The sequence below is a fragment of the Bacillus sp. SG20033 genome, assembly GCF_044570195.1.
Classification (GTDB): Bacteria; Bacillota; Bacilli; order Bacillales; family Bacillaceae; genus Bacillus; species Bacillus subtilis.
Window position 1 is genome coordinate 1,259,669 of sequence record NZ_CP172606.1, and the last position, 15,229, is coordinate 1,274,897.

The 15,229-nt window shown below is 46.4% G+C and carries 21 protein-coding genes; 19 read left to right on the plus strand and 2 right to left on the minus strand.

From position 1 onward, the window contains the following. Positions 1-66 precede the first annotated feature (66 nt). Positions 67-1,080 (plus strand): toprim domain-containing protein, encoded by a 1,014-nt coding sequence (locus tag ACFVP7_RS06570; RefSeq protein ID WP_396583063.1) that lies wholly within the window; start codon positions 67-69, stop codon positions 1,078-1,080. Here the strand turns inward: ACFVP7_RS06570 and ACFVP7_RS06575 are convergent. Together ACFVP7_RS06575 and ACFVP7_RS06580 are read right to left on the minus strand one after the other, a co-directional pair. Next, on the minus strand, positions 1,077-1,322 hold the full coding sequence (locus tag ACFVP7_RS06575) for a helix-turn-helix transcriptional regulator (RefSeq protein WP_396583064.1): 246 nt from the start codon (positions 1,320-1,322) through the stop codon (positions 1,077-1,079). The genes ACFVP7_RS06570 and ACFVP7_RS06575 overlap by 4 nt on opposite strands. Before the next feature lie 52 nt (positions 1,323-1,374). After that, positions 1,375-1,584, minus strand: a complete 210-nt coding sequence (locus ACFVP7_RS06580) for a helix-turn-helix transcriptional regulator (protein WP_059336215.1) — start codon at positions 1,582-1,584, stop codon at positions 1,375-1,377. Positions 1,585-1,700: 116 nt separating this feature from the next. On the opposite strand from ACFVP7_RS06580, the gene ACFVP7_RS06585 reads away from it, so the two are divergent. From ACFVP7_RS06585 to nrdE, 18 genes are all read left to right on the plus strand, one after another. Then, positions 1,701-2,939 (plus strand): AimR family lysis-lysogeny pheromone receptor, encoded by a 1,239-nt coding sequence (locus ACFVP7_RS06585; RefSeq protein WP_396583065.1) that lies wholly within the window; start codon positions 1,701-1,703, stop codon positions 2,937-2,939. A gap of 262 nt (positions 2,940-3,201) precedes the next feature. Next, entirely contained in the window at positions 3,202-3,837 is a 636-nt protein-coding gene (locus ACFVP7_RS06590) for a hypothetical protein (RefSeq protein WP_278072031.1), read from the plus strand. A gap of 142 nt (positions 3,838-3,979) precedes the next feature. Continuing rightward, positions 3,980-4,135 (plus strand): hypothetical protein, encoded by a 156-nt coding sequence (locus tag ACFVP7_RS06595; protein WP_164972507.1) that lies wholly within the window; start codon positions 3,980-3,982, stop codon positions 4,133-4,135. Continuing rightward, positions 4,132-4,698, plus strand: a complete 567-nt coding sequence (locus ACFVP7_RS06600; RefSeq protein ID WP_396583066.1) for a hypothetical protein — start codon at positions 4,132-4,134, stop codon at positions 4,696-4,698. The genes ACFVP7_RS06595 and ACFVP7_RS06600 overlap by 4 nt, the downstream gene beginning before the upstream one ends. Positions 4,699-5,037: 339 nt before the next feature. Then, entirely contained in the window at positions 5,038-5,697 is a 660-nt protein-coding gene (locus ACFVP7_RS06605; RefSeq protein ID WP_396583067.1) for a single-stranded DNA-binding protein, read from the plus strand. 34 nt (positions 5,698-5,731) lie between these two features. Continuing rightward, a complete protein-coding gene (locus ACFVP7_RS06610) occupies positions 5,732-6,169 on the plus strand; it encodes a hypothetical protein (RefSeq protein WP_396583068.1) in 438 nt (145 codons plus the stop codon). A gap of 16 nt (positions 6,170-6,185) precedes the next feature. Further along, positions 6,186-6,728, plus strand: a complete 543-nt coding sequence (locus ACFVP7_RS06615; RefSeq protein ID WP_396583069.1) for an HNH endonuclease — start codon at positions 6,186-6,188, stop codon at positions 6,726-6,728. Positions 6,729-6,917: 189 nt separating this feature from the next. Beyond that, a complete protein-coding gene (locus tag ACFVP7_RS06620) occupies positions 6,918-7,070 on the plus strand; it encodes a hypothetical protein (protein ID WP_396583070.1) in 153 nt (50 codons plus the stop codon). A gap of 34 nt (positions 7,071-7,104) precedes the next feature. After that, positions 7,105-8,880, plus strand: coding sequence for a DNA polymerase (locus tag ACFVP7_RS06625; protein WP_396583071.1), 1,776 nt, complete (start codon positions 7,105-7,107; stop codon positions 8,878-8,880). Continuing rightward, positions 8,871-9,998: a DNA polymerase gene (locus ACFVP7_RS06630; RefSeq protein ID WP_396583072.1), complete on the plus strand. Its 1,128-nt coding sequence runs from the start codon at positions 8,871-8,873 to the stop codon at positions 9,996-9,998. The genes ACFVP7_RS06625 and ACFVP7_RS06630 overlap by 10 nt, the downstream gene beginning before the upstream one ends. Further along, positions 9,999-11,120, plus strand: coding sequence for a hypothetical protein (locus tag ACFVP7_RS06635; RefSeq protein ID WP_396583073.1), 1,122 nt, complete (start codon positions 9,999-10,001; stop codon positions 11,118-11,120). Beyond that, positions 11,113-11,673: a hypothetical protein gene (locus ACFVP7_RS06640; RefSeq protein ID WP_396583074.1), complete on the plus strand. Its 561-nt coding sequence runs from the start codon at positions 11,113-11,115 to the stop codon at positions 11,671-11,673. Before ACFVP7_RS06635 ends, ACFVP7_RS06640 begins: the two co-directional genes overlap by 8 nt. Continuing rightward, positions 11,674-11,859, plus strand: coding sequence for a hypothetical protein (locus tag ACFVP7_RS06645; protein WP_396583075.1), 186 nt, complete (start codon positions 11,674-11,676; stop codon positions 11,857-11,859). It abuts the gene before it with no gap. Positions 11,860-11,864: 5 nt separating this feature from the next. Further along, positions 11,865-12,137 (plus strand): hypothetical protein, encoded by a 273-nt coding sequence (locus tag ACFVP7_RS06650; protein WP_396583076.1) that lies wholly within the window; start codon positions 11,865-11,867, stop codon positions 12,135-12,137. Then, positions 12,134-12,328 carry a hypothetical protein gene (locus ACFVP7_RS06655; RefSeq protein ID WP_396583077.1) on the plus strand — a complete coding sequence of 65 codons (195 nt, stop codon included), beginning with the start codon at positions 12,134-12,136 and terminating at the stop codon, positions 12,326-12,328. The genes ACFVP7_RS06650 and ACFVP7_RS06655 overlap by 4 nt, the downstream gene beginning before the upstream one ends. Then, complete coding sequence (locus tag ACFVP7_RS06660) at positions 12,325-12,666, plus strand: DUF3307 domain-containing protein (protein ID WP_396583078.1); 342 nt, start codon at positions 12,325-12,327, stop codon at positions 12,664-12,666. Before ACFVP7_RS06655 ends, ACFVP7_RS06660 begins: the two co-directional genes overlap by 4 nt. Beyond that, positions 12,666-13,028 (plus strand): class Ib ribonucleoside-diphosphate reductase assembly flavoprotein NrdI, encoded by a 363-nt coding sequence (nrdI, locus tag ACFVP7_RS06665; RefSeq protein ID WP_396583079.1) that lies wholly within the window; start codon positions 12,666-12,668, stop codon positions 13,026-13,028. The genes ACFVP7_RS06660 and nrdI overlap by 1 nt, the downstream gene beginning before the upstream one ends. Further along, complete coding sequence (gene nrdE, locus ACFVP7_RS06670) at positions 13,006-15,117, plus strand: class 1b ribonucleoside-diphosphate reductase subunit alpha (RefSeq protein WP_396583080.1); 2,112 nt, start codon at positions 13,006-13,008, stop codon at positions 15,115-15,117. The genes nrdI and nrdE overlap by 23 nt, the downstream gene beginning before the upstream one ends. Positions 15,118-15,229 lie beyond the last annotated feature (112 nt).

Consider the following 15,229-nt stretch of genomic DNA (forward strand, 5'->3'; position numbering starts at 1 on the left):
ACCGACTGTATAAAATGTAACATTCGTGTAATATGTTTTACAAATACATCTTTAGGAGGTGTTCGCATGCCGACTTTAATACTAAATGGACGCCACGTCGACGTAGATATACGGTATGAACTCGAACAATTCGAATGGACGCAGCCTACATGGACGGCTGACCGATTACTAGCCGCCAGTCCGTTCCGTGACGAGCACAAGCCGAGCTTCTACGTATATCTCGAGGACACAGCGTCAGCAAAGGCCGGATATTGGGGAGACTCAGGCGCCATCGAAGAAGATTTTGCGCGCGGTGGGTTCGTTAAATTACTGGCTTTCCTCCGCGCTGAAACCGAATACGAAACTGTCGATTATTTATTGGACGCGTATGCGCCTGCGGCTAAGGACGGGCGCCTAACGCTTCGCCTACCGAAACTTAAAGCCGTAGCCAAACCGGAGCCTTTGCCGGAATCTATTTTAGCGAACGCACGCCTCGGAACAAACGCTTACCTAAACGGGCGGGCTATAGCGGCTTGGGCGCAACGTGAGGCCGGCGTAGGGCTCGTAGGCAATGCGGTGGCGATTCCGTGGCGTCTGCCGAATGGCCGTTTAGCCAACGTGAAATATCGGTCGGTGTGGGGCAAAGCGTTCTGGTACGCGTCGGGCGGCTGGCCTATTCGCGAGCTAGTTTACGGAATGGACCTCGTTTATGCGCAGCGGCTAAGGCACGTGGTGATCTGCGAGGCGGAAATCGATGCTATGGCGTGGCGTTCGGTAGGGGTTCCGGCGATTGGGACCGGCGGCAGCGCATTTAATTTGAAAAAGGCGGACATAATTACGCAGTCACCTATCGAATATTTAACGGTGGTTACAGATAACGACAAAGCTGGCGATAAATTACGTGAGGCGATTGAGCGTTATTTAAACGGAAAGGTGCGGCTTGCGCACGGTTATATAACGGAGGTGAAGGACGCTAATGAACTATTGGTAAAGCGCGGTGCAGAGGCGTTGAGAAACGTTTATGATCGTGCGGAGGGCGTACGTCCTACATTACGTGTCGGTTCGGGAATTTCCGAACTTCAGGTCGGCCGGAGGTTCTAGCCCTCCGTTTCGTCGCCGGATACTTCTACCCATTCGTATAAGTCTTCGAGTCTACAGCCGAGTGCACGAGCGATATTATAGGCGAGCTCGATATTCGGTATATTGCGAAGACTGGCGTAATCGGAAATACGCGATTTATCTAGTCCGACCTTGGCTGCGAGTTGTGCGTGTTCAATTCCGATATCTTTGCATAATTCGGGTATCCGGCATCTGCCGACCTTAAACGTAATAAACACCTCCATTCGTAAAGGTGTCCGTAACATTTTAACTTATATAAAGAACATTTACCAATATTTATTCCTTGACAATCCTAATGACTCTTTCCACGGGAACGTCTAATAATAAACATATTTTTTCAATAGTTCCTAAACGCATTTTAGAGTCAGACACTTTATGATTTTTCTTTATTTTAGCTTGAGTAGCTGAACTCATAACCTGACGTAAATCACTCAGATTCATTTCTTTTTCTTTTAAAGTCTCCATCAAAGGGGAAAAATCGATCATTTTTTTAAAAATCCTCCTAATAATATGTTTACGTATATAAACATATGAGATATAATTCAATTATACTTAAACGTGGTGGAAATGTCATTCATTTACTTAAAACTGGGGTGAACAACATGGACAAAGTTAGAAACTTTCTATTTGATCGTATTTCGGACAGAGATGATTTAAATGACTCATTAATCGCGTCATATTTAAAACTGTCTACAAAACAGGTAGGAAACCTTAGAGCTGGAAAGCGGAAACTGACATTAAGAAGCCTTCTTGTCCTTTCGCAATTAGCAGATCCTGAAAATTATAGATCCTTTATGAGAGACGTATGCCCTCAATTAACCGAGAGCTCCGATTGTATAAGAAAGACTTTTGAGTATGCTGCTATAACTAGAGATATCGAGCTTCTGGATAACCATATCGAGACTTATAAATGCGAAAAGCGGAATATTATCGAGAAGTACGTCAAGGTGTATTCTTTTATCAGTAAGTACATGCACGGAAAAGTTAAGTTCGATTCAATGAACGAAGAACTAGACAAACTATCAAACCTCAACGACCCAATCCTTAAAATTCTTGTAGACATCTACGGTTGCATCACTTTACTTCATAAAAGACAGTTCTCATATGTAATAAACAAAGCTTCAGAACTCGAAGTTCAAATAAATGGATTGAATGATAAATCTCATCTGTTTTTAAAAGAGTGTTATTTGTATAGGCTATCTGAGATTTTAGCATATGCACACCTTTTTTCAAACAACTTAGAAGAAGCTAGACGCTACTCAAATATTCTCCTCAATGCTAATATTAACAAGAGAGTGAATTCAGACGCTTTGTACATCATTGGCATGACTTACCTGCAAACAGATGAATCAATTTGTTTGAGATACTTAAAAGACAGTGTCGAAGTAGCTAAAGAATTAAAAAACGAGCGATTAGAAGGGTATGCGGTTTATAATTATAACTTTGCTAGAATCCTCTTATCAAAGAAAGTTGAAGAAAGTGCACCCGATGTTTTGAAAAAGGTTGAGGGGTTTAGAAAAGGAAAAGTCTCCTATGAAGATGCACTAGATTGCGTTGGGAAAATGGGCGACCCTGACCTTACCGGATATTTTGAGGCGATTTCAGGAGATCGGAAAATCCTTTATAAAAAGTTTTGCGATTTCGTGTCCGATTCTAATTTGTATTACGCATCTATAATTGTAAGGGATTTGATGGAGGCAGGCGAATGTACTGATTTCATCAAAAACCTGACAATAAACTTGAGGGGAACCTCATCGAAAAAAGGAGATGTTGTTTTTGAAGAAGACTTTATTAGTTGTTTTAACATTGGTGAGTGTGTTAGCTCTAGGGTTGCTGTATAGTAACCAGGTATCAGATCCAGGTAAAGAAGTAGCAATCAACGCGATCGGAGGATAAGTTTTAAAGCCCATCTCACAGTAGGTGGGCTTTTTATTTTGTTTACATACCTGAACAAGTTTGCTAAATCAAAATATTGTTCCTATTTAGATAATTATAATGTTAGACATGCTAATATATGGACATGAAAGAAAATATTATTTCTTTTATGAAATGGTGTCCAAAAAGGAAAGTTTATACGCATCAATAAATGAGGAGGGATTTTAGTTGAAGAAACACGAAAAGTTAATACAGCTAATCAACGCCTATCAAATAACTAGGCAGGATGAGGACTTCAACCTACTATTTGAAGAATCAAGAGACTTAATTTCTAAGGTTTTATCTGATTTTTCTAAAACTAGACAAGTTATTCGCGAAGACATACTTAGTGCCTTACACGAAAAACTTTGGAAGTGGTCTTCATCAGTCGATACAAAAAAAATAAAAAACGCGGAAAACGCGATAATCTACGAACTAAAGAAATCATCTATAGATATTATTCGCGGGAAGAATGGAACATATGTTAAACGACATAAATTAATGGATTCAACCGCAGAAGAGAATGCTGCAACATTCGAATCTGGCGCTGTTATCCATATAGAAGATAAGGTGATTTCTCAATTAGACGGAGAAATAAAAACGGACCAAGATAAGCTGCAACTTATCAAGGCCCTAACAGTAAATTCCGATGCCATAACGACTGCAATCGTTAATGAGCATCTTTCGAGTGAGCGACCTACATACGCTTCGATCGGCAGTAAGGTAGGCGTTCACTACAAAAAAGTAGAACGTGTGATCAAAGGTTTAGCGAAAAATTACGACGCTTCTCAACACGGCGAACTTAACGCTTTTCTAGCTGTATAACACGCTATACGTAACTAGGTCCGAGGACGTTCGTTACTCCTCTATAATACAATCTGTTGGCAACAGATTCAAGCGAACACTTTACGAACGCATCCCCGCGACCTAGTGCGATTATCCTTAATTAAACGGAGGCTAACGTACTATGACTACTTCAAATTTACCCAATCTTAACGAAATCCAAACGTTAATCGCGCTAGATGAGCGCAAACTTACCGAAGTTATTTATCAAGGTGCATGGCCGCACGACGAAGATCCGGCCGATTACTATCCGGCCATTAAGGCGGTGCGCGTCGGATGAAACACTACGAGGTCACAAAGCACGCTGTTGACCGCGCTGTAGAACGATTAGGAATAAGTCGCCCGCAAGCCGCCGGACATCTTCGGCAACTAATGCAAACGGCTTTCTATGTAGGCGATCTTACCAACGAATATGGAAAGCGAGTAAAAGCTTTCGATCATATTAAATCAAGAACACGATTGATCGTTGATGGTATTCGCGTAGTGACCGTTTATAAAATGGCCGATCCTTTGGCGCCGGTTGAAGATAAACCGACCGCAAACACACCGCCAATTACCGATCTTCCTGACGAACTCAAGACGGTACTTAAACGCAAGTCTGACGCGTTGATCGTCCGTCGTAATCGCGAATTACGAACTCTTACGATTCAGCTTGCGGAAAAGAATCTCGAAATCGCCCAACTCGAATTGAATCGCGCTAGGGCAAGAGCGCATAAGATTATCGCTGTTATCGATGCGAAAATAGACGTTGCGAAGAAAGAATTCGCAACTATTAACGAAAAAGTTAACGCGATTAAATCCGAAATCGAGTCGATCGAAAAAGGAGTGGCGGCTTATGTCTGACGCAGTATGGATCGTTCCTATTGTCGCGATTATCAGCGCGGTCATTATCGGCGGTATGTGGACGCAGATAGACGAAGCGAAGAAAACGCAGTAAGTGGGCGCCAGGCCCTCGGAGAATGTCGGGGTGGCCGTTAAGTAATTCGGGTCGCGTCGCTACTGCCAAGCGCTGGCGGCGTTTCGGGCGCAGATACCGGCATTTTGCGAGGGCTTAACGCTCAATATTAAATCGTAGGGGGAAAACGAATGAGCTTAAGAAATACTTTGAAACAACGTGAGGCACAACGTGAAGCGGCGCAATCAGGTGGTGAATTTCCGGAAGGTGTAACTCGATATGTTCGTATGGGTAAACACGGAGAAGTGAACGCGGAAGGTCGTACATTCGTTATTCTCGCAGATCCAGACGATTGGTTCGCGTATTACGTTCACGAACACAGCACTTACAACGGTCAGAGAAATATTTATCACTTCCGTAAGCATACTTGTCTGCACTCGCCGAAAGCAATCCGTCCAGATCACGGCGCATTTAAAAAACCAAATCCGGAAGTTTGCCCGTCTTGCTTGGTCGGAGCACCACGTAAGCTTTACGCAATGATTCCGGTTTATGATCTCGAATATAAAACATATCGCGTAATTGATACGAAGGATTTCCACATCAACAACCTTGTAGCCGACTATGACAAAGCCGAAAAGATGGGCCGCAAGTTTAATCCGGATTATTCACTCGTAGGAGAGGCGATCCATATCAAGCAAGTAGACAAAACGTTCTCTATCGAATCGGGAGACGCGACGGAGGAACAGTTGGCTGAAGCGAAGAAGTTTATCGGAATTGATTACGGGTACGAAGAACTCGCCAACTTCCGTGAAGAAGCGGATATTATCGGTCTATTACACGAGGCTGATGAGGATGCGAAGATCGATCGCGCCAAATTACCGCCAGTTCCGGCTACTAAAGAAGCGTCAGACTCTAACGAAACTACTTCCGAAGAATTACCGTTCTAATCACGTATCAACCAAACGAAAAGGAGGCGCTCATATGGCGCATAGAACAGAAGATACCGGCAAGTATTCGGAACTGATCGCACGTGCTGCGCTGCTGGCTAGCGGCTGGCAGGCGGTCAGTACGTCCGAAACGGAAGAAGCGTTCGATATTAGCGCGAAAGATCCGTTGAGTGGCGAGTGGAAAACGTTCCAGGTGAAGACGATTATCGTACGTGAAAAGCGCGGCGGCAAGCGGATCGTCCAGGCACGTAAGAATGACGGCACGCCATATACGCTTGATGAAGTCGATTATTTTATCGGCGTCGAGGTCGGCACGGGTCCGGCGCCCGCCGTTTGGATGTTCGAGAATCGCGAGCTAACCGAATATTGGGGGCCGCAGTCGAAGGAAGGCAAGCGGTGGGTACGGATGGACTTGGCGTTTAGTCGCGAAGATATAGAATTTGCGAAAGTTAACGAAGCGGAGGCGGTATGATGGTGAGTGACGAAGATTGAAAAATAGTTATTCGGTAAAAGGTGACATAGTCAAAATTAATGTTATTCACAAAGGAACTTCTTATACTGTTTTGATCGATACCGCAGACTTAGAGAAGGTGAAATCCCTTAATTCTGTAAATGTAGGGGTTTCCGGAGGTAGATATCGAGCTAAGTGTTGGAATAAAGATAAGAGCCAATGGTTGCACAGATTTATTCTTGACGCTCAGGAGGGGCAGATTGTTGATCACATCAATAGAGACCCTTTGGATAACCGTAGAAGCAATCTGCGGATAGTGGACAGGAAGACAAACAATAGAAATTCAAAGATTCACGCCACCAACTCTACTGGATACCGTTGGGTATGTTTTGATAGGGGAAAGTATAGAGGGAGATTCACGTACAATGATAAGAAATATTGTGCTGGCTTTCATGAAACTCCTGAGAAAGCTTTAGATGCGGTTTTAGATTTACGGACATCCCTAGGGATTAGTAACACAGGCATACCTTTGACTAAGGACTATCGAGAATTGTCATTAGAGGAGGCGGCTGATGGATAATAATCAATCTTACCTCGTTAACGAATCTTCCGCCGTCTGCGCCGCATGTAACGCTAACCTCTACGAAGGGCGATCCGCCATTTACGATTCGCTCTTCGAGGTATATGCGTGCGACGCGGCGTGTTGGTCGGAGTGGTATGCGGACAATGAAGCGGAATATAAACGGAGATGGACGGAGGTGGTCGATTTATGAGGACGCTGTGCTACGCGACGAATGTGATATTCGCGATGTGTCTCGTCTTTTGGGTAATCGACGGAAATTGGCCGTTAGTTGCGGCGAACGTGATGCTTCTTCTATTGAACGGTTTTTACTTAATTTACGAAGGCAATAACGAAAAGTAACCCGCAATTACTTCGCGAGGAAGGAGGACGACGGATGGAAGGCTTACGGTTAAACTTGAACGCGTTAAAGCCGGCGGCACCGAAAACGGACGCAGTCCGGGCGACGGCCAAGCGGAAGGTAGAAGCGAAGAAAACGGAAACACTCGATGAGGCATTCGTGAGATTGTCTGAATCGAAGTTTACCGATAAGGAGAGACGCCAGTTTGACGCAGCTTACCAGGCGTTTAGGGACGGGAACTTTGTACGAACAGGAACCGGCAAGTTAACGAAAAAGGAAGTTTGCGAGATAGGCAGAACGCATCTAGCCGAAACGGGAGCCGCAATTAGACGCCAGCGCATCGAGGAAACGCTCGCGAATAAGCCGGATAACTACTATATCTTAACGGATGACTCGGAGCTCCCCGGATTCGTTGAACGCATACGCGAGGAAGTGCGTAGACAGCGTACGGAATGGCCTGGGCGGTTTGAAAAAATCGGAGTAGATTCGCTAGTTGCGTGTGACTTCGAGGGAACTGGCTTAGATTCGTACATCGACTTATCGATCGGCTTTTCGATATGGCTTCCGTTGCTGGAAGAAGGCTACTACTTGCCTTACGGTCATGTCGGCGGCTTCGACGTTCCTGCTGCGCACAAAGACACCGATCCACAGCTTACGCGTTCAAAAGTAATCGCTGCAATTTCGCCGTATCTTTCGACTCCTCAGCACGGCAAGACGTTTCATATGGGCGCGGCTCGGTACGATTTACATGTCGCTCAAACTGACGGTTATACAATTCGCGGTTGCGTTTGGGATACGTTAGATGCGATGCACTTAATGAACGAACACGAGCCTTCGTACGGTCTGAAACCACTGACGCAAAAGTACGGTAAGTATTTCGGCGTAACAGGAACGGTGTTTACTTTCGAGGACTTATTCGGAAATAGATCACCGGCTCCGTTTAATACAGAGCTAGTCGGTATATACGCGATAAACGACGTTAAGTACGGCTGGGGACTATGCGAGTTTCAGTTCGAAATGATGCAGAAGTACGGACGGCTATTTGATTGCTATGCGCTAATTGACTCTAAGTTACCGGAGACTGACGTTTTCATGGAACGATGCGGATTCTGCATTGACCTCGATCAACTCAGAGCGCTAGAGGCCGAATATGAGCCGAAGGTTGAAGAAGCAACGCGCCGAGTGTTCGAGACTTACGGCATTGACGATGAGTTTGTACGCAAGATGGACCGTACCATTAATGCAGCTAAGATTCAGAAATGGATCGCGGCGCAGCAAAAGCGAATACGAACAGCAGACGATCGAATTACGAAGAAGTTAACGAAAGTAAACGAGATGAAAGCGGCAGGAAAGACGCACACGAAATCGTATCAGAACGAACTTGAAATGCTCGCAAAATACCGAAAGCAACGCGCCGAGCTTGCTGACGCTACCGTAGACAACGCGCCGCAGGATATTAAAGAGTTCGTAATTACTAACGGAAATCATATCGCGTATTTAATTTACGATCACCTCGGCATTAAAGATCAGACGTCTAAAATCGAACGCGGTAAGAAGCGGTCAACCAAGTCGGATGTACTCGATATCTATTTCTCAGAAGAACCATCGCTTGAACCGTTAGCTACAGTTGCGGAATATACGAAGTTATTAACGACATATATTCGTCCGATACTCGGCTCGCACGGCGTGGAATCCGTTATGGAGGTTGACGGACGCCTGCATACGAACTTTAAAGCGGGCGGAACCGCAACGGGACGCTATTCATCGAGTTCATATCGCGCAAGAAAACCGGAGGTGGCAACGTGGCTATAACTGACGAAAATTACTTAGACGTAGTGAGGGCGCTTGTTGCGAGCGATGAATATACGAAACGCGGTGTTAACCTTCAGAATATACCGGCGAGATCGAAGTCAGGTAAGCGCGTAAGGAATGCGTTTGTTCCGCGTGAGGGTTGGGTGTTTATCGGGTCCGACTTAGGGCAAATTGAGCCTCGGATTCAGGCGCACATCATGTACGTAAAATACGGCGATGGTTCTATGCGTCAGATCTTTATAGACGGCGTTGATCTATACACGACGATGGCGCAGAAGGTATTCGGACTTGCGGAAGAATACTGCACGGATAAGGCTTACGATCCGACCGGAACGTTCCAGCCGCGTGGAATGATGAAGACCGGAGTGTTAGCGAAATCTTACGGACAGACACCGCAGGCTTTTGCGAGAAAAATGAACGTCAGTACCGAAGTGGCCGAGATGTTCTTCACTAACTTCGACGAACAGTTTCCGTCGTTTACGCAGATGGTTACGGATATTCGCGAAGGCATGAAGCGCAATGGGTACGTGGAGACGCTCTACGGACGAAAGCGTAGATTTCCGGACTATAAAGAAGTCGCGGCTGCGGCGGAAAAGAATGAACAGAGATTGATTCGATTATACACTGAGCGCAAGCAGTTACGTAATAAGAAATCGTTAACTCAACGGGATCAGGAACGTATGGTTAAGATTCAGTCGGAGATTGATACTCTCGCTGATAAGCGCGGCTTAGTCGGATATTGGGAACGCGCAGCTTTTAACGCAGTTATCCAGGGAACAGGCGCCGATATTCTGAAGATGAACGGAAATCGAATGGCGCGAATTTGTATGGAGCGTGGTTGGGAATTTAACGCAAGTATTCACGATGAAATTAAAATCAGCGTACCAGAAGACGAATTAACGCCGGAAACAGTTGCGCTTGTTAAGGACGTTATGGCTAATACGGTAAGCTTGTCGGTACCTCTCGTAACTGACACCGTTATAGAGCCCGCCTGGATGCTCGAAATGAAGCCGGAAGAATATTTCACAGGCGTTGTGAATCGCGAAGATTATTCGAAAGAAGAGGTTTACGAAAATCAAGTAGTACTTGTACACAAATATTGGAAGGGACGTGATTAATTGACGAACGCAAACGCACGATCAGCCGCAAATTCACTGCGCGTCCAATTAGTGGAATCAAACCCGACAGATTTAGCGCAGGAGTTTATAGCGCAACTAGACGCATATTACGCGCATCCTAGCTCGTCGTTCTACATCGGAAAATTAGAACGCAGATTCTATAAACAAAAGGTACGTCATCTCGCTTGGAAACCGTATCCGGAAGACGGATTGGTTACGTTCGGGGCATCAGGCACCGATATGTGCGATAGGCAAATTTTCTTCAAAAACAGCGAGGCTAAGCCGGAAAAATCGGCAGATGAACCGTTTCGCGGAAGGCAGAGAAGGCAAGGGACTGCGATAATAGACTTCGTACAACTTGATTTAATTCATATGCCTGCTCGTTTAGGAGAAAGCGCAGAATTTACAATCGCAGAAGATTGGTCGACATACGAAGATGATGACGGAGAGGAGTATCGCGTAAAGGAATGGGTTTTTGAAGACGCAGCCCAACAGCGGAAAGTTTTTGAACGGAACGGAGTACAATTTGCAATCACCGCAAAGCCCGACGGAATTCTCGATTATAAAGGACAAAAGCTAATATTCGAATATAAAACGAAAGCTACTGGCTTAGTCGCTATGAACGGTAAGCTCGACTTTAAGGGTGCTGATAGTAGTCACTTACGTCAGGTGACGGCTGAATCTCTTATATTCGGGATCAACGAAGGGATTATACTCTACGAGTCTACCGAAAAACCTTCGTGGTTTTCAGACGAGGAGAATAAGAGCGTACCGAAGACGAGAAAGACTTGGGCGGACGGAATCCCTAAACCAGACCTACGCGCGTTCCATTTTAAAATAACCGAAAAAATGCAGGAGGATTTACTTAACGATCTAGCGGAGCAGGCGCGTTTAGTGTATGAGGAGACTCTTCCAAAAATGACAATCGAAATGACCGGAAAGTGTGCGTTCTGCGCGTTTAAAGGACATTGTAAGTCGCAGTTAACTACCGAAGAAAAGACGATGTTAATTGAAGCTGAACGTCGATATGCAACGTCAAACCTAGCGGGTAAATACGATCATAAAAACTTACGGGAGTATTTATCGGGCATGGACCTCGAGGAGGCAACTGAGGATGAGTAGCGCCAAGCCCATCCGGTGCCTCGCGTTCGATACGTCGATGACCTGCCCAGGCGTCTCGATAATCGAGGTGCGCAACCGAAAGCCAACGATCAAAGCGCTGTCGCACGTTAAGCCGAATTCCAGCCGATCACATGCGCACAGGGCGGAAGTTATCGAGGGATGGGCGATGATGTTTCTCGATAAAAACTGTCCGCGGGATGGCTTCGACTATGTGGTGCGAGAGGACTTCGCAGGCAAAACGTCGACCTCAAACTATCCGGTGCTGGCGGCATGGAACGCGTGTGAACGAGCAACATCGCGATTCGGGCTGACATTCGATAAGTTCCGGAAGCCCGGCAAACGTACGGCGGATCTCGGAATATCCGCAACGACGGTCAAACTGAAGGTAGCGGGGGCGGGTAATGCGGAGAAAGACGAAGTGCAAGCGGCGGTTCGTCGCATGACCGGATATACCGGTGAGTTCGCTAATTTCGATGAGAGCGATGCGGCTGCGATTGGGCTTGCGTGGCTGATTCATGAAGGCGTAATAGATAAACCGAAGGAGGACGAGTAGATGCATGAATTTTTCGTTATCGCAGGAAAGGCGGAAGGTTTTTCGTATAGTGATGCGGCAATTCACCGGGCAGGTTCGGAAGTTAACGTGGAAATTGCGATCAATCAGTTACGCGGGGAAGGATATAAGGTTTTCTACGTGTCGCGAATTGTTGAGCGGATTGACGATAACGTTATAGGGGAGTGATGCGGGTGTTTAAAGAAAGATTAATTGCGGCTATATCCGGATTAATTGCGTTATCAATATTGATCGGTATTTTCGTAGGGTTTTTCTCGTTCGTCAACTGGCTATCGAAATTTCCGATTGCTAACGCGACGTTTGGGGTGATCTTCGTACTGGGCGTACTTCTTCTCGCAGTATCGTTAGTCATCGAATTCATTAATTGGCTGATCGTCGAACCTTATCGCAATCATAAACGCCTAGAGGCGGACGCCAAGCGCGAAACGGAGGGACCGGTCGAATGATCTATACGGCAACGAACGGAGAACTGCAGGACATGCGGCGCTGGCTTAACGAAAAACTTACCGATAGTGATTCCGCAATTAGGTTTCACGACCGGAAGATTATCGAAGCGAGAATCGAACGTGATCGGACGCAGGCGCAACTGGACGAATTAGAGGCGGAAATCGAGAGGCGGAAGGGGTCGATTAAATGACATTGCTTTTATTAATTTTTGCGCACCTACTCGCAGACTATCCGTTACAGGGGAGTTTCTTAGCGACAATGAAAGGTAAAAACGTTATTGTCCTTGTGTCACATGCCGGAATTTGGGCCGGAACAATATCGATTGCCGCCTTTTTAGCGGGGATTCACATAACCTCTGTTGACGTTGCGGCACTTTTCATTGTGCATGCGATTGCGGATCATCTAAAAGCTAAACCTGTCGGTTTCTATAAGAAGCTAGACGAACTAAAAGGCGGACTGTTGCTGGATCAATCGATTCACCTCACGCAGATCATCGTTCTCCTTGCGTATAAAGGAGTATTATTGTAATGCTAATCGCTTACTATTCGAGGACGGGCAACGTACGCCGATTCGTCGCAAAGACCGGTTTGCCCGCCGTCGAAATAACGCCAGACCTAACGCTAGCCGAACCGTTCGTTTGCGTGACTGGAACGTATGGCTTCGGTCAGGTGGCGCGGCCGGTTGCGGATTTCCTTGCGGTTAATAGCGCGTACCTGGCGGGCGTGACTGCGTCAGGGAATCGCAATTGGGGCGGTAATTACGCAAAGGCTGCGGATATAATAGCGGCGCAATACGGCGTGCCGGTGATCGGGCGCTTTGAATTGGCGGGCACGGACGAAGATGTACGACAATTTATCGAAAGGGTGAATGCGCTTGACGAATTACATTGAACTTAATAACGAAATTATGCTACAGAAGGACGGTCGGTTCCAATTCGAGAAGGATCTCGAAGCCGTCCGCGCTTATTTTATTGACTACGTTAATCAAAACACCGTATTTTTCCACGACCTTCGCGAAAAACTCGATTACCTACGCGATAATGATTATTACGAAACCGAATTCCTGGACGCCTATACCTTCGAGGAAATAAAGGCGGTCTATAAAGCGGCCTATGCGCACAAGTTCCGATTCCCTTCGTTCATGAGCGCGTTCAAATTCTACAACGACTATGCGTTGAAGACGAATGACGGCAAAAAGATCCTCGAACGCTACGAAGATCGGGTCGCTTGCTGTGCGTTGTTTTTCGCGGAAGGTGCCGCAGACAAAGCGCTTGAGTACGTCGACTTAATGATGCGTCAGGAATACCAGCCGTCAACGCCGACGTTCTTGAATGCGGGCCGGAAGCGTCGCGGCGAATTGGTTTCGTGTTTCCTGCTCGAAGTTAACGATTCCCTTAACGATATTAGTCGCGCGATTGACATTTCGATGCAGCTTTCGAAGCTTGGCGGCGGCGTGTCACTTAATCTATCGAAGCTCAGAGCGAAAGGGGAAGCGATTAAAGACGTAGAGAACGCGACGAAGGGCGTAGTTGGCGTTATGAAGCTGCTCGATAATGCGTTTCGTTATGCGGATCAGATGGGGCAGCGGCAGGGCTCCGGCGCAGCGTATCTCAACGTATTTCATGCGGATATTAACGATTTCCTTGATACGAAGAAAATCTCGGCCGATGAAGACGTACGCGTTAAAACGTTATCGATCGGCGTTGTCATTCCGGATAAATTCATCGAACTGGCGCGAGAAGATCGGCCGGCTTACGTATTCTATCCGCACACCGTTTACAAAGCGTATGGCCAACACTTAGACGAAATGGATATCGGGGAGATGTACGATAAGCTCGTCGATAATCCGGCCGTTCGTAAGGAAAAGATCAATCCGCGGAAGCTACTCGAAAAGCTTGCCGTACTGCGGTCCGAATCGGGCTATCCGTACATCATGTTCGAAGGTAACGTTAACGCCCAGCACGCGAACAATCACATTTCGAAGGTTAAATTTTCGAACCTCTGTAGCGAAGTGCTTCAGGCGTCGCAGGTATCGGAATACACCGACTATGGCGAACCGGACGAAATCGGCCTCGATATTTCGTGCAACCTCGGCTCGCTCAACGTTGCAAACGTTATGAAAAACGGCGACTTCGAAACGATCGTTAAGCTGTCCGTCGATGCTCTAACGCGAGTCTCGGAAACTTCGAATATCAAGAACGCGCCGGCTGTTGCGCGAGCTAACCGGGAGATGCGTTCGATTGGGTTGGGCGCGATGAATTTACACGGGTATTTAGCGCAGAACGGAATCGCTTATGAATCGGAGGAAGCTCGCGATTTCGCTAACGTATTCTTCGCGCTCATGAATTATTGGTCGCTTGTGCGTTCGATGGAACTAGCGAAAGAAACCGGCAGCACGTACGAAGGATTCGAGGGATCAGTGTATGCAGACGGTAGTTACTTCGACAAGTATATCGAAGTTTTAGAGGATTCGTTCATAGATTCCGATCCAAAAACGGAGAAGGTTAAAAACCTATTCGAAGGAGTACGGATTCCCTCGTTTGTAGACTGGGCTAACCTTCGCGATAACGTTCTAAAATACGGCCTTTACCATTCGTACAGACTTGCGATTGCGCCAACGGGATCTATTTCGTATGTGCAGTCGGCTACAGCGTCGGTCATGCCGATTATGGAGCGCATCGAGGAACGTACGTACGGTAATTCAAAAACGTATTATCCGATGCCGGGACTATCGCCGCAGAATTGGTTCTTCTATAAGGAAGCGTACGACATGGATATGTTTAAAGTCGTCGATATGATCGCAACGATTCAGCAGCACGTCGACCAAGGTATTTCGTTTACGCTGTTCTTGAAAGATACGATGACGACGCGCGATTTAAACCGGATTGACTTATACGCGCATCATCGCGGTATCAAAACGTTGTATTATGCGCGGACGAAGGATACGGGCCAGGATTCGTGTTTGAGTTGCGTAGTTTAAACGAAGAGGAGGTATGCTTATGAATCAACGGCTATCGGACGAAGAAATCGCGGAACTACGGCGATATGAGCGATGGTGCTATGATACTATGAATCACGCTACAATCACGCCT